The following is a 17,726-nucleotide window of genomic DNA, read 5'->3' as shown; positions in this document are numbered from 1 at the left end:
TCGGCCCCGGCTGGTCAGACAGCTCTGCCGCCGACGCGACTGGGTCATGGTTACATGAAATCGAAGGCGGGGGGCACCGCAATCATGGCGACGGCGGCCCACCCGCCGTACACGGGCAGATATCGGGTTTGCCAGCGCTCGACAGCGCCGAACCCGCACCGACCGCGGACGAAGCCGAAACCGAGTCGAGCGGACCACACCAGGTTGACCAACAACACCACGTTCAGTCCCAGCGCGGTCACTTTGTTCGGTGTGAAGCCGAATTCCGCGATGCGACTGAGCATGGCGGTCAGCATCAGCACGTCGACGGCGAGTGCGCTGACGACGAGGACGACTTGCAGCTTGTCGAACAGGTCGGGAGGTGCCAGCGGATCACGTGCGGAGATCGCGTACAACAGCAGGCCGAGCACGAGCACGAGAATGAGATCCATGAGGATGAGCAGATCTCGGTCGACGCCGACGACGCTGCGGGCAGCCGCGAACGCCGTCAGCAGTGCCAGCAACATGAGAATGGTGAGAGGTGTGAACACGCGAGTGAGCACGGGGGCGATGTTCTCGATGACGTCCTGCTTCGCCTCCACGAGCCAGGCCGCCACGAGAATCGCGCCGGCAATGCCGAAGGGCAGGATCCACTGCTCGATGACCCACTCGACATCGAGGTCCAGGGAGGCGAATGCGCCGACAGTCAGGCCGATCAGCACTCCGCCACCGAGCGCAAGCAGGGCCATATAGACCACCCACTCGCCGGTGAACCGGACGAAGTCCATGCGGCGCCCTTGGGATCGCCAGTCGCCACCGACATAGGCCAGCCCGGCGACGAACCACAGCGCAATGGGCGCATGGATCGCCGCGATCACTTCCGTCGACCCGTTGTCGACGAACGGAAAGAGATTCAGGACGAGTGCCGCGACCGCGAAGGGCACGGCGAGGAATGCGGCGCCGCGCACTGTCATCTTCCGTTTCCACGCGAAGTATGCCGTCAGGAACGGAAGTACGAGGAGGCTGATGTTTCGGGCCAGGGCAAGTTCGGGCAGCCACTCCATGCCGGCCTTGACGGCCAGTCCCGCTCCGACGGCGAGGGCCAGGACGACGCTCAGTTCGCGCTTGGAGGAAGTGGTTTCGGGCTCCCCGGTGGCCGGCATCAGCACCAGTTGCTTCCACAGCCGGTCGGAATGCTCGAGCGCGAACTCGCGGGAGATCGCGTCGAGGTTGCCCATACGTCCGACGGCGACGAGGAAGGCCTCGGCCGCCGTCAGCCCGACCGCGGAGAGGTCGGAGACCTGATCGCGGAGGTGACCTTCCATTTCGTCGACATCGGCACTCGAGATCACGCGGTGGCCCCGAACGTAACCACGCCACTGGCCGATCTCCGATTCCAGCTCTGCGTCGGTATCCATCACGACCACCCCTCGGCGGCGGCCGGTGGAAGCTGAGCCGACTGCCACACTCGATGCAGGGCTTCCGCAACGACGTTCCACTGCATGCGCCGGTCGGCGAGCATGTCCCTGCCGGGATCGGTAATGGCGTAGTGCTTACGCCGCCTGCCGTTCTCGGCCGTGCGCCAGGTTGCCGTGACGTACCCTGATCGCTCGAGGCGATGCAGGAGTGGGTACAGCATCCCGTCCGTCCACTGCATCCGCCCGCCCGACAACTCGTTGACGCGCTTGATGATGGCGTAGCCGTAGGACTCGCCGTCGGCGAGAATGCCGAGCACGAGCGGGGTGGCCGAGGCTGCCACCAAGTCCTTGTCGATGAACATCCGACCTCCATACCTAGTTCCTCTAGGGTTCGAAATTGACCCTAGCAGATCTAGGTATGAAGGGAGCTCCCTGATCTCCGGATGATTCACTGTTCTCCGGGTGATTCGATTCGATCGAGCAGCCACCGGGGTCCGACTGTGCCGGCCCCGAGCGCCTCGACCCGAGCGCGGAGTCCGCGATCCGCCGTCACCACCCTGACCGGCCGGTCGCTGTTCGTTTCGACCGCTTCAGCCACGATCCCGACGATTGCGTCATCACCGGATTCGTCTGCCCGCACCACCCGCAGCTGTTGCGAATTCACCTTCGCCTCGTCGGCGACCGCGACTCGCGCAGCGCCTTCGAGCACGGCAATCACCTCGGGTGGTTCATCGAGGCGTTCCTGCCACCGGGCCAGATTCACGAGCAATCGCCGGGCGGCACCGCCGCGATCACGCCACCAACCATCGGGCCTGGAACCGACGACGTTCGCGGCATCCACCACGATGAGAACGGATCTGGCATCGGTCATGAGCGACGGTTCCCACGCGTCGGCACGGGGGCGCTCAGTCCTTGCCGGAGTCTTCGACCTTCTCGATGATTTCGGCGCCGAGGACCGACAGTCGGTGTTCCTCGGCATCCTGCACGGTGCCGAAGTCGTGCTCTTCCAAGACGTTGTGGTCCTTGTCGAGGTATCGGTAGGTTGCCATGTCCCCACGATGGCACATCGAGTCTGCACATGCCGGTGAGTCAGCCCTTTCGCCGGCGGTCGCGAAGTAGCAAGCTTGAGGTGACGAGTCCAGTATCGCGAGGAGCAGTCATGCACGTAGCAGTGGGAGACCGGTTGCACGTCCAGGGCAGGGTTGTGGGAGCGCACGCGCACACCGCCGAAGTCGTGGAGGTACATGGGGAGAACGGCGAACCGCCCTACCTGGTCCGGTACGACGACGGTCACGAAGCGCTGGTGTTTCCAGGGCCCGACGCCTGGGTGGAACATCCGCAGTCGTAGGGCATCGACGCGTGGGTGGACCACGGCGACTCACCGCATTGGTTGCAGGGGCGCTGCTTCCAATGCGGTTAGCATGAGTTCGTGCTGGAACCGGTCAGAAGGACCTACAGTTCGCCGTTGCGCGCGGAGTCGGCGCGCCGCACCCGCGTCCTCGTCCGGGATGCTGCGGCCCGACTGTTCGTGGACCGGGGCTATGTGAGCACCACGGTGCGCACGGTTGCCGAAGCAGCGGGAGTCGCAACGCGGACGGTGTTCACGGCGTTCCCGGGTGGGAAGGCCGAGCTGTTCCACGAGGCGCTCGCCGCCGCCATCGAGGGCGGCGACGACAGCATGCCGACCGTGTATGCGTCTGCCTCTCGCGACGGCGATCCGGTCGAACGCATCCTCGACGAAGTGGTGGGGTACGGCGCTGACGTCCTCGAACGGGCTGGGACTCTCATGTTGACGTCGATCAAGAGTTCGGGCGCCGACGAGGACATGAGGCGATTCGCCGAGGAGGGCGCCCGAGCGTCCGCCGCGAACGCGATGACCCTTGCCGAAGGGCTTGCCGCGCACGACCTGCTGCGACCGGAGATCTCCGTGCAGCGAGCGGCGGACGTGCTCTTCACCGTCGTCTCACCCCAGGTTCATTCCATGCTTCGGCACGACTGCGGGTGGAACATCGACGAGTACCGCAACTGGGTCAAGGAGATGATCAGGGCAAGCCTGCTCCATTGACCCGGAACGCTCTGTGGTTTCATGGGCGCAGTAATTCCATGGACACAGTAATTCCATGGACACCGCCGTTTCACGACACGTCATTCCGTGGGACACCGCGCTCGGCATTCCCGGCGCGCTTCGGAGGGGGAATCTCGGTGCCGTACTTTGTCTTCGGTCTCGTCACTCTGCTGTTGTGGGTCTACTGCCTCGTCGACGTAATCACGCGAGACGATTCGGATATTCGGCACTTGCCCAAGATGGTGTGGCTGCTGATCGTGCTGCTCCTGCCGACCGTCGGGTCGTTGGTCTGGTTGTTCGTCGGCCGCGGTGCAGGAGTCCGCAGACCGGGCACGACAGGCGGGTTCGGCGAGTACGAGCGCCCCGGCCGTCACGTGGCACAGAACCCGGACGACGACGAAGCGTTTCTCCGCCAGTGCCGCGAACGCGCCGAAGAGCAACGCCGTATCGCGCGGCGTCGGAGCGAAGAGTCCGGCGAGCCCTGAGGCAAGAGTCCGGCGAGCCCTGAGGCGGCGCAGCCTTTACGGAAGCAGGACGAACTTCCCCGCAGGATGGGGACCGGCAAGTTCTGTGTGGGCGCGTCCGGCCTCGGCAAGCCAGTACGTCCGGGCGACCCGCACCCTGAGGTCGCCGCGGTCCGCGAGATCGACGACCACCGATCGGAGGCGTCGTCGCACTTCTCGACTGGCCGGATTCTTGCCACCCACGCCGAGGAAGCCGGCGTCGACCGCACGCGGTACTGCCAGGGTCGTGACCATCCGGGACGGGTCGCGTACCGATGCGACGGACACGTCGACAGCCTCCTCGCCGCCGACCGTGTCGATCACGGCGTCCACGCCATCCGGCGCGAGGACGCGGACGCGATCTGCAAGACCGTCTCCATAGGACACCGGGGTGGCGCCGAGCGACCGGACGTAGTCGTGATGTCCCGGCCGGGCCGTGCCGATCACCGTCGCGCCCCGGCCGCAGGCCACTTGGACGACGCACGACCCGACACCGCCGGCCGCTCCGTGGACGAGAACCAGATCTCCCGAACCGACCTGGATGACGTCGAGTGTCTCGACTGCGGTCGTACCGGCCACCAGGAGCCCGGCGGCCTCGTTCCACGGCAGCGACGGCGGTTTGCGGACAACGGAATCCGCGCCGACGACGAGTCGATCCGCGTACGCCCCGTCGACCGGGTATGCGATCACTTCGTCACCGGGCGATAGGGGCCCGTCCGGACCCGTCGCATCCTCGCCGACCTCGACGATCACGCCGGCCGCCTCGGCACCCAGGCCCATCGGCAGGGAATCGGGATCGGTACCGAACGCGCCGCTGTACCGCTTGTAGTCGATGGGATTGACGCCGATCGCCCGGACTTCGATCGCGACCTCACCGCGCGCCGGCGGCACCGGGTCGACCTCCACGACAGTGAGGACCTCGGGACCTCCGTAACCTCGGGCAACGACGCGTCGCGTCATGACCCAGGCAACTCGGCTACCGAAGTTCGGCTGAGCAGGGCCACCGGGTAGCGATCGAACAGGCTGGACAGCCGAACGTGGCCGGACTCTACGTCCTCGGCGGTCAGCAGGTTCGTCCACGAACCCTCCGGCAACGTGAATCCGGTGTCGCCCCAACCGCGTTCGCTGAGCCGGACGCTGTGCCGGGTCGCGAGAGCGATGACATCCTGGGCCGCACCGGATCGGCCCCGCGCGAAGCCGATCAGGTGGGCGGCCGCACTTCCCGAGGCGAACACCGGTGTGTACGTGTCGAAACTTTCGGGACGTGTTCGGCGCAGCCTGAGTGCGGTACGAACAACGTGGAGCTTGGCCGCGCCGGTGGCGTCGACAGGAGGGAGGTCGAGTCCGTCGAGCGCGCGTCGGCGAACGTCGTAGTCCACCAGGCGCCGGTTGTCGGGGTCGACGAGCGAGTCTTCCCACAACTCCGTTCCCTGATAGACATCCGGTATCCCGGGTCCACAGAGCTGGAGCAGCTTCTGGCCCAGAGCGTCCGACCAACCGTGGGGTGCCAGCTGGGTGCAGATCGAACCGAGGGCGTTGCCGACGGCACCGTCGATCACCGTGTCCAGCCAGCGATGGAAATCGCGTTCGAATTCTTCGTCGACATCGTTCCAGGATGTGCGGGTGCCCGCCTCGCGGACCGCCTTCTCGGCGTAGGCGTGGATGCGATCGCGGAAGTCCGGAACGTCCGCGGCCGCGCGGCCGTCCACCGGCCAGACCCCGAACAGGTTCTGCCACAGAAACAATCCGAGGGCCGGGTCGGGACTGGGGGCGATGCGCTCCCATTGATCCACGCACTCCGCCCACAGGCTCGGCACCTGGGACAAGACGCCGATACGTGCGCGGACATCCTCACCGCGCTTCGTGTCGTGGGTGGACAGGGTGGTCATCGCCCTCGGCCACCGCGTCGCCCGCCCGGCGAACGCCAGGTGGAACTCGGCGGGGGACACGCCCACCGTCGCGGGATCACCACCCACTTCCTGGAGCGAGACGAGGCGAGAGGTGCGATAGAACAGGCAGTCCTCGACGGATTTCGCCATGACCGCACCGCACACCTGGTGGAACCGCGTTGCGGCCTCACCCCCACGAATGAGGGCCGACGCCAATGCCGCCAACGGCTCCGCCATGCGCGGCGCTTCGGCGACCACGCTCCCGATCACCCGGTGCGCCAGGCCGGCGAGGGGACTGTAGTCGGACCGGTACACGGGCATGGCCGCGACCACCGCGATGACCGCGTCTCGGACGTCCTCGACGACGTAGTCGCCGTCGGCTTCCCGAAGGATCGCCCGCACCAGCCGCCGGACCTCCGGAGCGAGCATCGTGCTCGCCACTTCTCGTTTGATCTCGGGTTCGCGCTGTCGAAGCCAGGCGCTGTCTCCCCGCTCTTCGGTTCGGGCCGCAGACAGCGCAGTCAGCGCGGGCGCCCCGGACGAATCGAGGAACACCCCACCCAGTTCGGCCAGCGCGTCGTATCCGGTGGTGCCGTCGATCGGCAGGTGATCGTCGAGTGGTTCCTCATGACCCAGGATCTTCTCGATCACGAGCCACCGATCCGGGCCGATCATGGCGCGGAGCCGGTCGAGGTAACCCGCCGGATCGGCCAGCCCGTCGGGATGGTCGATGCGCACACCGTCGACGAGGTCGTCCGCGATCCAGCTCTGCAGCTCGCGGTGTGAGGCGTCGAACACGCGTGGGTCCTCTTGTCGGATCCCGGCGAGATCACTGACCGCGAAGAACCGCCGGTAGCCGATGATTCCCGAGTTCCACGGGACCAGGCGATACGACTGCGCGTCGTGCACGGCCCGCGCGTCTTCCGAGTCGGTGCCCGGGGCGATCGGGAAGCGGTGTTCGTAGAACGCGAGAAGCGGTTCTTCGCCGGTGCGGTCGACCGTGAACGCGTCGAGGTCGGAGTCCGATCCCAGAACGGGGAGCGCCAGCTTCCCGTTCGCACCGTTGTCCGGCCGCCAGTCGATATCGAAGAAGTCGGCGTAGTCGGATCGCTGTCCGTGGGTGAGAACGTCCCACCACCAGGCATTCTCGCGGGGGTTGGCGACGCCCACGTGGTTGGGAACGAGATCGACGACGAGTCCCATTCCCCGCCGCCGTAGCTCCTCGGACAGGGCTGTGAGAGCCTCCCGACCACCGAGTGCCGGGGACACGGTCGTCACATCGGTCACGTCGTACCCGTGTGTCGAACCCTTGCTGGCGGTGAGGATCGGCGACAGGTAGACGTGTGAGACGCCGAGGTCGTCGAGATAGTCGGCGACCGCAGCGGCGTCCGTCAAGGTGAAGGCGTCGCCGCGCAGCTGGAGCCGATAGGTCGCGGTAATCGTCGGATTCCCCATGCTCGCCCGGCCTCAGGCGGTCCGTCGCAGCACGACCAGCGAGCGCGCCTCGACCTCGAGCGGCTTCCCGGCCTCGATCACCGCGTCGTTCGACCCCGTCGGCACCGCGGTGTCGAGCACCACGGTCCACTCGTTCGCGTAATCGGAGTTCGGCGTCGAGAACTCGATGGCGTCGTCGTGGGCGTTGAAACACATCAGGAACGAATCCCCGACGACCCGCTCGCCGCGATGATTGGGCTCAGGGATCCCCTCACCGTTGAGGAACACGGCCAGCGACTTGCCGAACCCGCTGTCCCAGTCCGCGGGTGTCATCTCCTCACCGGACGGGGTGAGCCAGGCGATGTCCCGAGTCTGGTCCCCGCTGCGGATGGGGGTGCCATCGAAGAAACGTCGCCTGCGGAACACCGGGTTCTTGGCCCGCAGGTCGATCACTCGTTTGGTGAACTCGACGAGGTCGGCGTTGGTGTCGGCGAGTGACCAGTCCATCCACGACAATTCCGAATCCTGGCAGTACACATTGTTGTTGCCCTGCTGAGTCCGGCCCATCTCGTCGCCGTGCGCGATCATCGGAGTGCCTTGGCTGAGCATCAGGGTGGCCAGGATGTTGCGGCTCTGACGGCCACGGAGGTCGAGCACCTCGGGGTCGTCCGTCGGTCCCTCGACACCACAGTTCCACGAACGGTTGTGGCTTTCGCCGTCGTTGTTGTCCTCGCCGTTGGCCTCGTTGTGCTTCTCGTTGTAGGAGACGAGGTCGCGCAAGGTGAATCCGTCGTGAGCGATGACGAAGTTGATACTCGCACCGGGACGGCGGCCCGTCGCCTCGTAGAGGTCCGAGGAGCCGGTGAGGCGGGAGGCGAACTCGCCGAGGGTGGCGGGCTCACCGCGCCAGTAGTCCCGAACCGTGTCGCGGTACTTGCCGTTCCACTCGGTCCACAGTCCTGGGAAATTGCCCACCTGGTAACCACCCTCGCCGACGTCCCACGGCTCGGCGATGAGTTTCACCTGGCTGACGATCGGATCCTGCTGCACGAGGTCGAAGAAGGCGGACAGTCGATCGACGTCATGTAGTTCCCGGGCCAGCGTGGAGGCGAGGTCGAAACGGAAACCGTCGACGTGCATCTCGGTCACCCAGTAGCGGAGCGAATCCATGATCAGTTGCAGCGTGTGGGGATGGCGGGCGTTGAGGCTGTTGCCCGTTCCCGTGTAGTCCATGTAGTGCTCGAGGTCACCGTCGACGAGCCGGTAGTAGGCGGCGTTGTCGATGCCGCGGAAGCTGATCGTGGGGCCGAGATGGTTTCCCTCGGCCGTGTGGTTGTAGACGACGTCGAGAATCACCTCGATGCCGGCCTCGTGGAAGGCGCGCACCATCGCCTTGAACTCGGACACCGCGCCACCGGGCTTCTCGGCGGACGAGTAGCCCGTGTGGGGAGCGAGGAAGCCGAAGGTGTTGTACCCCCAGTAGTTACGCAGACCTTTGTCGAGCAGCGTCTGGTCGTGCATGAACTGGTGCACCGGCATCAATTCGATCGCGGTGACGCCGAGATCGACCAGATGATCGATGATTGCGGGATGGGCGAGACCGGCGTACGTGCCGCGGAGCTCCTCGGGTACATCGGGGTGCGTCGCGGTCATCCCCTTGACGTGGGCTTCGTAGATGACCGTCTCGTGATAGGGGCGTTTCGGCGCCCGGTCGGTGGCCCAGTCGAAGAACGGGTTGATCACCACGGTCGTCATGGTGTGGCCCAGCGAATCGTGCCCGGGCAGGGGAGAACCGGGGTCGTCCTCGTTCTGCTCGGCGCCGTTCTGCGCGTCTTCGTCCTGGCCACTGTCGGCCGCGGCAACGCCCTCGGCGTCGGTGCCGGCCGCGGGGTCGGCGTCTTCCGCCGGCTCGGGCAGATCGATGTCGTACGAGAACAACGACCGATCCCCGTCGAACTCCCCGTCGAACGCCTTGCCGTACGGGTCGAGGAGCAACTTGCTGGGGTCGCAGCGATGTCCCGCCGCGGGATCCCACGGGCCGTGGATGCGGTATCCGTACCGCTGTCCGGGTTCGACGGTCGGCAGATAGGCATGCCAGACGTACCCGTCCACCTCGTCGAGACGCACCCTGGTCTCGGTTCCGTCCCGGGCGATGAGGCAGAGGTCGACCGCCTCCGCGACCTCGGAGAAGACCGCGAAATTCGTCCCTGCGCCGTCATAGGTGGCGCCCAGTGGGTAGGCCGTTCCGGGCCACACGGGGATGTGTGTGGTGCCGATCTCGTCGCTGGCAGTCATGAGAAGAACATTAGCCCGCGGCGCCCCGGCGCTCAGCTCGAGGCGAGAGGGCTTCCGGCGCCGCGCGAGCTACCTGCCGCGGCAAGCATTCCGGCTGTGATGTTCCGCACGTCGTCCCCGGTGGACACGTAGGGAGGCATGGCGTAGATCAGGTTGCGGAACGGTCGAAGCCAGACCCCGGCGTCCACCGCCGCGTCGGTCGCCGCCTGCATGTCGACGGGGTCGGTGAGTTCGATGACGCCGATACCGCCGAGCACCCGCACATCCCGCACGCCGGGCAGGTCGCGGGCAGGAGCGAGGCCGGACTCGAGTCCGCGGTGCAGCGCCGCGACCTCACCCCGCCAGTCGCGCGCGAGCAGCAATTCGACGGCGGCGACGGCGACAGCGCACGCGAGGGGATTGGCCATGAACGTGGGACCGTGCATCAGTCCACCGGCATCCCCGGCGCTGATGGTCTCGGCCACCTCGGTGCTGCAGAGGGTGGCCCCGAGCGTGAGGTACCCGCCGGTGAGCGCCTTGCCGATACACATGACGTCCGGGCTGACACCCGCGTGCTCGGCGGCGAACAGCTCACCGGTCCGGCCGAACCCTGTCGCGATCTCGTCGAAGACCAGCAAGAGTCCCTGCTCGTCGCAGATTCTTCGTAGTTCCGTCAGGTAGCGGGAATCGTGGAAGCGCATACCGCCCGCACCCTGGACCACCGGCTCCACGATGACCGCCGCGAGCTCGTCGGCATGCGAGCGTGCGAGGCGCTCGAACTCGTCGACGTACTGCGGATCGAAGTCGCGTGGGGGCGGTCCTGCGAACACCTGCCGGGCGAGCACGTCCGTCCACAGCGAATGCATCCCGCCGTCCGGATCGCAGACGCTCATCGGGGCGAAGGTGTCACCGTGATAGCCGCCGCGCCAGGTCAGGACCCGGTGCTTCTGCGGCTTGCCCCGGCTCCGCCAGTACTGCAGGCACATCTTCACGGCCACCTCGACCGACACGGAACCGGAGTCGGCGAGGAAGACCTTGTCGAGCCCGTCCGGCGTGATGTCGACGAGCAGTCGCGCCAGCCGCGCCGCAGGCTCGTGGGTGAGACCCCCGAACATGACGTGGCTCATCCGCCCCAGTTGCTCCGCGGCCGCAGCATCGAGAACGGGGTGGCGATAGCCGTGCACTGCCGCCCACCAGGAACTCATTCCGTCCACCAGTTCGCGCCCGTCCGCCAGGACGAGGCGCGTGCCCCTGGCCTCGGTCACGACCAGCGGGGTGGTGGAGGAGGGAAAGGCGCCGTAGGGATGCCACAGCAGCGAGGCGTCGAGGGACGTGATCTCTTCGGCGGTCAGGCTGGGATGGGTCACGTTCGTGACCCTAGCCACTGGACGAAAAGGGGGCCCACCCGGGTTGAACACTGTTCAAGTCCCGTATCGTTCCGGAGGTGAGCAACGATCGCACCTTCTCCACGTGGCTCGACGACGTCGAGCATCGACGTCGTGTCGCCGGACTGCGCCGTGAGCTGCGTCCGCGGACGGCCGGAAGCGCACTCATCGACCTTGCCTCGAACGACTACCTGGGTCTCGTCCGTCATCCCGAGGTACTGCACGGAGCGATGACAGCTCTACGCAGATGGGGTGCGGGAGCGACGGGTTCTCGTCTTGTCACGGGATCGACCACCGAACACCAACTGCTGGAATCGGAACTCGCCGAGTTCGTGGGCGCAGAGGCCGGCTTGGTGTTCTCGTCCGGCTACACCGCCAACCTCGGGGCTGTGACCGCGCTGTCGGGGGCAGGGTCGTTGATCGTCAGCGATGCGGGCAGCCACGCCTCCCTCGTCGACGCCTGCCGGCTTTCCCGCGCCCGCGTCGTCGTCGCGCCGCACTCGGACATCGAGTTCGTCCGGGCCGCGCTGGCCACCCGGTCGGAAGAACGCGCCCTGGTCGTCACCGATTCGGTCTTCAGCGCTGACGGCGATCTGGCACCGCTCGTCGCGATGCACCGGGTGTGTCGCGACACCGGCGCCGTCCTCGTGGTCGACGAGGCCCACGGTGTCGGTGTGCGCGGCGAGGGCGGGCGGGGGCTGGTCCACGAGGTCGGGCTCGCGGGTGAACCGGACATCGTGATCACTGCGACGCTGTCGAAGTCCCTTGCCAGCCAGGGCGGTGCAGTCCTGGCCTCAGAGAAGGTGCGCGCCCATCTGATCGACGCCGCCCGCACCTTCATCTTCGACACCGGTCTGGCGCCCGCCGCGGTAGGAGCGGCGAGGGCGGCGCTGTCGGTGCTGACACGCGAACCGCACCGCGCGGCTGCCGTGCTCGACCGCGCGCGGGACCTTGCGCGTTTCACCGGCGCCGCGACTCCGGAATCCGCCGTGGTGTCCGTGATCCTCGGTGATCCTCAGCGCGCGGTCGACGCGGCAGCCGCATGCCGGGAGCTGGGTGTGCATGTCGGGTGCTTCCGGCCGCCGTCGGTGCCGGAGGGCACGTCGCGACTGCGACTCACCGCCCGGGCGACATTGGACGAAAAGGAATTGGCGCTGATCGAGACGGTGCTCACCAGCGTGGTGGCGGGAGCCTCGGCATGAGTGTGCTCATGGTGACGGGAACGTCGACCGATGTGGGCAAGACCGTCGTCACCGCCGCACTCGCTGCGACGGCTCAGGCCGCGGGCCGTTCCGTCGCCGTGTGCAAACCGGCGCAGACGGGCGTCGCCCCGGGAGAGCCGGGTGACCTCGCCGAGGTGACCCGGCTGTCCGGTGTCACCGCGGTGCGGGAACTCGCGCGTTATCCCGAGCCGCTCGCCCCCGACACCGCGGCCCGGCGGAGCGGTATGCCGCTGCTGCACTGCGCCGACGTGGTGGCGGCGGTCCGGGCGCTCGATGCCGGGCACGACCTCGTCCTCGTCGAAGGTGCCGGTGGTCTGCTGGTCCGGATGGGGGAGGCCGGGTTCACGCTCGTCGACGTTGCGCGTGCGCTCGATGCGCCGGTCGTCGTGGTCGCGGCCGCCGGGCTCGGCACCCTCAATCACACCGAACTGACCATCCGGGCCATCACCGGTGCCGGGCTGTCCTGCGCCGGCACGATCATCGGGTCGTGGCCCGATCACCCCGGGCTCGCCGAGCGCTGCAACCTCGTCGACCTGCCCGTCGTGACGGGAAGCGGCGTGGTCGGCAGTGTGCCCGCGGGCAGCGGCAGCCTCGACACGGAGACGTTCTCCGCAGCAGCACCGGGTTGGTTCGACAGCGGTTGGCGGACGTCGGTGCTCACCGGAAACTTCCTGACCGGACACTGATCGGGCGCACCGGGCGAGCGACGCCATGGTGCCGGGTCAGGACTCGGACAGCACCGACAGGATGTTCCCGGCGGGGTCGGTGAACCAGGCGATGTCGGGGCCGTTGCCGCGCATGATCCCCTTGTCGTCCTGCTCGAAACCGTCGTACCGCAGGAAGTGCACCCCGCGTTCGGCCAGGGCGTCGACCGTCTTGTCGACGTCGTCGACGGCGAAGTTCACGATGGTGTACGTCGCCGGTGTGTGGTCGGGTTTCGGGTAGATGAGCACCACTGGTCCGTTCGGCAGATGCAGCCCCAGTAATCCCATCTCCTCCTCGGTCACCTCGAGTCCCAAGGTGGTGGTGTAGAAGGACTCGGCGGCGGCAATGTCGTTCACCGCGAATCCACTGAATCCTCGCGACTGGGCCAACACGTCGGTCCGCCCGCTTTCCTGTCGAGTGGTCATGACATCTCCGCTCGCGCACGCTCGCTGAGCTCGATGATCTGTACGTAGTTTCCGTCCGGGTCGATCGCGGTGCCGAACCAGCTGCCGTCGCGATCTTCGAGCGGCGACAACCACGTGACACCCAGGTCGTCGAGACGCCCGGCGGCGGCGCGCGCATCGGCGACCTCCACGTTGAGCAGGATGCGTCCGGGTTCGGGGTTCGTGTCGCCGACATCGTCGCGGCGGTCGATCATGATGTAGAAACCGTCGAAGTCGAGTACGTCGTACCCCGGCTCGCCCGGCGTGCGATCGACCTTCGGTGAGAAGGCTGCGGCATACCAGTCCCGCAGTCGCTCAGGATGTGTGCTGGCGAGCAAGATGCTGCCGATGGCTGCGTCGGCCATGATTTCCTCCAGATGTTCGAGAGTGCTGTTGCCTTTCCGAAGGTATGGACTCGTGCGATCGCGGAAAGTCATCGCTGCGGGACTCGCCGGGCCGAAAAGCCGCCCGTATCCGGCGGGAAGTCGGTAGTGTGATACGCGTCACGGGTTCATCCGTCTGGGTTGGGAGGGGTCCAATGTCGACCTCCGAAATGCTCGAATTGAATCGCACGATCAACCACCTCCGGCGGTGCGTCGGGTCGTTGCGTTCGATGTATGGCGACGCTGCACAGGTGCGCCGGCTCAGTAACGATCTCGAGCGCCTCGAGATCGATGCCCAGGAACTCGACACGTCGCCGCCGCATGTCACGCGCCGCGAACCCGTCGAGCGGATCAAGATCCCCGACGTCCCCTACGACGCCTCGATGTGGGCGGGTGTCGACGACGAAGGTCTCGGCGGCTGCCACTACGAGCGCGGATGAGCGCGCCACCGAAAAATTCCGAAAATCTGGGTGTTGCGTCCCCGAGGCGTGCCCGAATCGCGGAACGGACACTACGCACCGACCGGTGGTGGCAGGCGCCGCTGCTGACCGTGCTCGGACTCGCGGCGTTCGTGATCTACGCGTCGATTCGTTCATGGGTACGGACCGCCTACTTCGCCGAGGAATACCACTACCTGACGCCGTTCTACTCACCCTGCCTGAGTGATTCGTGCGTGCCCGGGTCGAGTGACTTCGGAACTCCGATCGGCGAATTGCCGATGATCATTCCGCTCGGGTTCCTCGTGTTGCCGTTCCTCCTGGGGTTCCGGCTCACGTGCTACTACTACCGCAAGGCGTATTACCGCTCGATCTGGCTCTCGCCCCCGGCGTGTGCCGTGGCCGAACCCCACCGAACCTATACCGGTGAGACACGCCTTCCGCTGATCGTCCAGAACGTCCACCGATACTTCTTCTACGTCGCGGTGATCGTCTCGCTGATCAACACCTACGACGCCATCCGAGCGTTCCACGGCGCGGACGGGGGTTTCGGCATCGGGCTGGGCACACTCATCCTGGTCGGCAACGTCATCCTGCTCTGGGCGTACACCGTGTCCTGCCATTCATGCCGGCACGTCGTCGGCGGGCGGCTCACCCACTTCTCGAAGCACCCCGTCCGCTACTGGTTGTGGACCCAGGTGAGCAAGCTCAACGTACGCCACATGCAGCTGGCCTGGACCACCCTCGCCACGCTGATGATCACCGACTTCTACGTGATGCTCGTGTCCAGTGGGACTCTGTCGGACTTGCGACTGATCAACTGACCGCGCATCGAAGCCGCCGAACACGAGGGGAGTGGAATGACGGAAGTCGAACGGCACCGGTACGACGTCGTGGTGATAGGTGCGGGTGGCGCCGGACTGCGAGCGGTCATCGAGGCACGCGAGCAAGGCCTGTCCGTCGCCGTCGTCTGTAAATCGCTGTTCGGCAAGGCGCACACCGTGATGGCGGAGGGTGGCTGCGCGGCCGCGATGGGCAACGCGAACGACAAGGACACCTGGCAGACCCACTTCCAGGACACGATGCGTGGGGGGAAGTTCCTCAACAACTGGCGGATGGCCGAACTGCATGCGCGTGAGGCGCCCGACCGAGTCTGGGAACTCGAGACCTACGGGGCGTTGTTCGACCGCACCCCGGACGGGCGGATCAGCCAGCGCAACTTCGGGGGTCATACGTATCCGCGGCTGGCGCACGTCGGTGACCGCACCGGTCTCGAACTGATCCGGACGATGCAACAGAAGATCGTGTCGCTGCAGCAGGAAGATTTCGCCGCCACCGGCGACTACGAGGCGCGGGTCAAGATATTCGCCGAATGCACCATCTCGGAACTGGTCAAGGATGGCGACCGCATCTCGGGTGCGTTCGGGTATTGGCGGGAAAGCGGCCGATTCATCCTCTTCGAGGCTCCTGCCGTGGTGATGGCGACAGGGGGGATCGGGAAGTCGTTCAAGGTCACCTCCAACTCCTGGGAGTACACCGGCGACGGACACGCTCTCGCACTGCGTGCGGGGGCCAACCTGATCAACATGGAATTCGTCCAATTCCACCCGACCGGCATGGTGTGGCCGCCGAGTGTCAAAGGCATCCTCGTCACCGAGGGCGTGCGCGGCGACGGCGGGGTCCTCAAGAACGCCGAGGGTGAACGGTTCATGTTCAGCTACATTCCCCCGGTCTTCAAGGGCCAATACGCGGAGACGGAGGAGGAGGCCGACGGCTGGTACAAGGACTCCGACAACAATCGCCGTACCCCCGATCTGCTGCCCCGCGACGAGGTCGCGCGCGCCATCAACTCCGAAGTCAAAGCCGGGCGGCAGACACCGCACGGCGGCGTGTATCTCGACATCGCCTCCCGGATGCCCGCCGACGAGATCGTGCGCCGGCTCCCGTCTATGTACCACCAGTTCAAGGAACTCGCGGACGTCGACATCACCAAGGAACAGATGGAAGTCGGCCCCACCTGCCACTACGTCATGGGAGGCATCGAGGTTGACCCCGACAGCGGCGCGGCCAGTGTTCCGGGTCTCTTCGCGGCGGGGGAGTGCTCGGGCGGAATGCACGGGTCCAATCGGCTCGGCGGAAATTCGCTTTCCGACCTCCTCGTCTTCGGACGTCGCGCCGGGCTGGGCGCCGCGAAGTACGTGTCTTCGCTGACGGACCGGCCGACCGTGTCGGACGAAGCCGTCGATGCGGCCGCACGAATGTTGCTGTCGCCGTTCGACTCCGGGCAGGAGGGGGAAGCGGTCGAGAATCCATATACCCTGCACACCGAGTTGCAACAGAACATGAACGACCTCGTGGGCATCATTCGCAAGGCCGACGAAATCGAGCGCGCACTCGACAAGCTCGCCGATATCAAGAGCCGGATCGGTGCCGTCGTCGTGGAAGGGCACCGTCAGTTCAATCCCGGATGGCACCTTGCCGTCGACCTGCGCAACATGGTCCTCGTCAGCGAGTGCGTGGCGCGGGCGGCATTGACCCGCACGGAAAGTCGCGGTGGGCACACCCGGGACGACCACCCCGCCATGGATGCGCAATGGCGCAACACCCTGCTCGTCTGCAGTGTGGACGGCGACATGGCATCCCATCCGGATGCCGTGATCCCCGATGTGGTGGTCACGCGGGAGCAGCAGGAGCCGATGCGGGCAGACCTGCTGGAGCTCTTCGAGGCCGACGAACTCGCCAAGTACTACACCGACGCGGAACTCGCCGGGCATCCCGGGAGAAAGGCCTGACATGGGGTACGACGCACAGTTCCGGGTCTGGCGCGGTGACGTCGACGGGGGCGCCCTGCAGGACTACTCGATTCCCGTCAACGAAGGCGAGGTGGTCCTCGACATCATCCACCGGCTTCAGGCCACGCAGGCACCCGACCTGGCTGTCCGGTGGAACTGCAAGGCAGGTAAGTGCGGGTCGTGTTCGGCCGAGGTGAACGGTCGCCCCCGGCTGCTCTGCATGACGAGGATGTCCACCTTCACTCAGGACGAGGTGGTGACGGTAACGCCGCTGCGGACCTTCCCTGTGATCCGCGACCTCGTCACCGACGTGTCGTACAACTACCTGAAGGCACGAGAAGTTCCGTCGTTCACCCCGCCTCCCGGACTGGCGCCGGGCGAGTACCGGATGAAGCAGATCGACGTGGAACGGTCTCAGGAATTCCGTAAGTGCATCGAGTGCTTTCTCTGCCAGAACACCTGCCACGTCGTGCGCGATCACGAGGACAACAAGGCGGCGTTCTCGGGTCCGCGATACTTCATTCGCGTCGCGGAACTCGAAATGCACCCACTCGATACTGCTGACCGCCGCAACGCGTCGCAGGACGAGTTCGGTCTCGGTCTGTGCAACATCACCAAGTGCTGCACCGAGGTGTGTCCCGAGGGAATCAAAATCACGGACAACGCCATCATCCCGATGAAGGAACGGGTGGTCGATCATCGATACGACCCGCTGGTGTGGTTGGGTAACAAGCTCTTTCGCCGGGGTTAGCGCCTGCGGCGCCCGTGAGTACTTATTAACATCCCGAGGTTGACA

The 17,726-nt window shown here is 66.2% G+C and carries 19 protein-coding genes; 9 read left to right on the top strand and 10 right to left on the bottom strand.

From position 1 onward, the window contains the following. Positions 1-50: 50 nt before the first annotated feature. The 4 genes from L1080_RS12770 to L1080_RS12755 all read right to left on the bottom strand — a co-directional run bounded on the left by L1080_RS12770 (position 51) and on the right by L1080_RS12755 (position 2,446). Entirely contained in the window at positions 51-1,397 is a 1,347-nt protein-coding gene (locus tag L1080_RS12770) for a permease prefix domain 1-containing protein (protein WP_250774251.1), read from the bottom strand. Further along, positions 1,397-1,759, bottom strand: a complete 363-nt coding sequence (locus L1080_RS12765) for a PadR family transcriptional regulator (RefSeq protein ID WP_159921761.1) — start codon at positions 1,757-1,759, stop codon at positions 1,397-1,399. The genes L1080_RS12770 and L1080_RS12765 overlap by 1 nt, the downstream gene beginning before the upstream one ends. Positions 1,760-1,845: 86 nt before the next feature. Next, positions 1,846-2,268, bottom strand: coding sequence for a hypothetical protein (locus L1080_RS12760; RefSeq protein ID WP_250774253.1), 423 nt, complete (start codon positions 2,266-2,268; stop codon positions 1,846-1,848). Between the two features lie 34 nt (positions 2,269-2,302). Then, positions 2,303-2,446 (bottom strand): hypothetical protein, encoded by a 144-nt coding sequence (locus L1080_RS12755; protein WP_201453563.1) that lies wholly within the window; start codon positions 2,444-2,446, stop codon positions 2,303-2,305. 110 nt (positions 2,447-2,556) lie between these two features. Here L1080_RS12755 and L1080_RS12750 point away from each other — a divergent pair, with 110 nt between their 5' ends. The 3 genes from L1080_RS12750 (at position 2,557) to L1080_RS12740 (ending at position 3,947) form a co-directional block, all read left to right on the top strand. Beyond that, complete coding sequence (locus tag L1080_RS12750) at positions 2,557-2,745, top strand: DUF1918 domain-containing protein (RefSeq protein WP_109329317.1); 189 nt, start codon at positions 2,557-2,559, stop codon at positions 2,743-2,745. Positions 2,746-2,826: 81 nt separating this feature from the next. Continuing rightward, a complete protein-coding gene (locus tag L1080_RS12745) occupies positions 2,827-3,462 on the top strand; it encodes a TetR/AcrR family transcriptional regulator (protein ID WP_250774255.1) in 636 nt (211 codons plus the stop codon). Between the two features lie 137 nt (positions 3,463-3,599). Continuing rightward, a complete protein-coding gene (locus L1080_RS12740) occupies positions 3,600-3,947 on the top strand; it encodes a PLD nuclease N-terminal domain-containing protein (protein ID WP_250774257.1) in 348 nt (115 codons plus the stop codon). Positions 3,948-3,983: 36 nt separating this feature from the next. On the opposite strand, the gene L1080_RS12735 is transcribed toward L1080_RS12740, so the two are convergent. Genes L1080_RS12735 through L1080_RS12720 form a run of 4 tightly spaced genes read right to left on the bottom strand, consistent with a single transcriptional unit; the run spans position 3,984 to position 10,929 of the window. Next, positions 3,984-4,925 carry an NADP-dependent oxidoreductase gene (locus L1080_RS12735; protein ID WP_250774259.1) on the bottom strand — a complete coding sequence of 314 codons (942 nt, stop codon included), beginning with the start codon at positions 4,923-4,925 and terminating at the stop codon, positions 3,984-3,986. Then, positions 4,922-7,309 carry a malto-oligosyltrehalose synthase gene (gene treY / locus L1080_RS12730; RefSeq protein WP_250774262.1) on the bottom strand — a complete coding sequence of 796 codons (2,388 nt, stop codon included), beginning with the start codon at positions 7,307-7,309 and terminating at the stop codon, positions 4,922-4,924. Before treY ends, L1080_RS12735 begins: the two co-directional genes overlap by 4 nt. A gap of 12 nt (positions 7,310-7,321) precedes the next feature. Further along, the gene (gene glgX / locus L1080_RS12725; protein WP_250774270.1) at positions 7,322-9,583 is read right to left on the bottom strand and encodes a glycogen debranching protein GlgX; all 2,262 of its coding nucleotides are present in this window, start codon (positions 9,581-9,583) and stop codon (positions 7,322-7,324) included. Positions 9,584-9,615: 32 nt separating this feature from the next. Continuing rightward, positions 9,616-10,929, bottom strand: coding sequence for an adenosylmethionine--8-amino-7-oxononanoate transaminase (locus L1080_RS12720; RefSeq protein WP_250774272.1), 1,314 nt, complete (start codon positions 10,927-10,929; stop codon positions 9,616-9,618). A 77-nt stretch (positions 10,930-11,006) separates the two neighbouring features. On the opposite strand from L1080_RS12720, the gene L1080_RS12715 reads away from it, so the two are divergent. Both L1080_RS12715 and bioD read left to right on the top strand, forming a co-directional pair. Further along, positions 11,007-12,149, top strand: a complete 1,143-nt coding sequence (locus L1080_RS12715) for an 8-amino-7-oxononanoate synthase (RefSeq protein WP_250774274.1) — start codon at positions 11,007-11,009, stop codon at positions 12,147-12,149. Further along, positions 12,146-12,856: a dethiobiotin synthase gene (gene bioD / locus L1080_RS12710; protein ID WP_250774276.1), complete on the top strand. Its 711-nt coding sequence runs from the start codon at positions 12,146-12,148 to the stop codon at positions 12,854-12,856. The genes L1080_RS12715 and bioD overlap by 4 nt, the downstream gene beginning before the upstream one ends. A gap of 36 nt (positions 12,857-12,892) precedes the next feature. Here bioD and L1080_RS12705 read toward each other — a convergent pair whose 3' ends face one another. Together L1080_RS12705 and L1080_RS12700 are read right to left on the bottom strand one after the other, a co-directional pair. After that, a complete protein-coding gene (locus L1080_RS12705) occupies positions 12,893-13,300 on the bottom strand; it encodes a VOC family protein (protein WP_284708477.1) in 408 nt (135 codons plus the stop codon). After that, positions 13,297-13,683, bottom strand: coding sequence for a VOC family protein (locus tag L1080_RS12700; protein WP_159921781.1), 387 nt, complete (start codon positions 13,681-13,683; stop codon positions 13,297-13,299). The genes L1080_RS12705 and L1080_RS12700 overlap by 4 nt, the downstream gene beginning before the upstream one ends. Before the next feature lie 173 nt (positions 13,684-13,856). Here L1080_RS12700 and L1080_RS12695 point away from each other — a divergent pair, with 173 nt between their 5' ends. Genes L1080_RS12695 through L1080_RS12680 form a run of 4 tightly spaced genes read left to right on the top strand, consistent with a single transcriptional unit; the run spans position 13,857 to position 17,681 of the window. Then, complete coding sequence (locus L1080_RS12695) at positions 13,857-14,141, top strand: hypothetical protein (protein ID WP_109329332.1); 285 nt, start codon at positions 13,857-13,859, stop codon at positions 14,139-14,141. Beyond that, the gene (locus L1080_RS12690; RefSeq protein WP_159921783.1) at positions 14,138-14,962 is read left to right on the top strand and encodes a hypothetical protein; all 825 of its coding nucleotides are present in this window, start codon (positions 14,138-14,140) and stop codon (positions 14,960-14,962) included. The genes L1080_RS12695 and L1080_RS12690 overlap by 4 nt, the downstream gene beginning before the upstream one ends. A 36-nt stretch (positions 14,963-14,998) precedes the next feature. Beyond that, positions 14,999-16,930, top strand: a complete 1,932-nt coding sequence (locus tag L1080_RS12685; RefSeq protein ID WP_250774278.1) for a fumarate reductase/succinate dehydrogenase flavoprotein subunit — start codon at positions 14,999-15,001, stop codon at positions 16,928-16,930. Between the two features lies 1 nt (position 16,931). Then, complete coding sequence (locus L1080_RS12680; RefSeq protein WP_109329337.1) at positions 16,932-17,681, top strand: succinate dehydrogenase/fumarate reductase iron-sulfur subunit; 750 nt, start codon at positions 16,932-16,934, stop codon at positions 17,679-17,681. The last annotated feature ends 45 nt before the right edge of the window (positions 17,682-17,726 follow it).

Source organism: Rhodococcus sp. MSC1_016 (genome assembly GCF_023667485.2).
Taxonomy (GTDB): domain Bacteria; phylum Actinomycetota; class Actinomycetes; order Mycobacteriales; family Mycobacteriaceae; genus Rhodococcus_F; species Rhodococcus_F oxybenzonivorans.
Note: the sequence above shows the minus strand (reverse complement) of the source record. Positions and strands in the feature narration are given on the sequence as shown.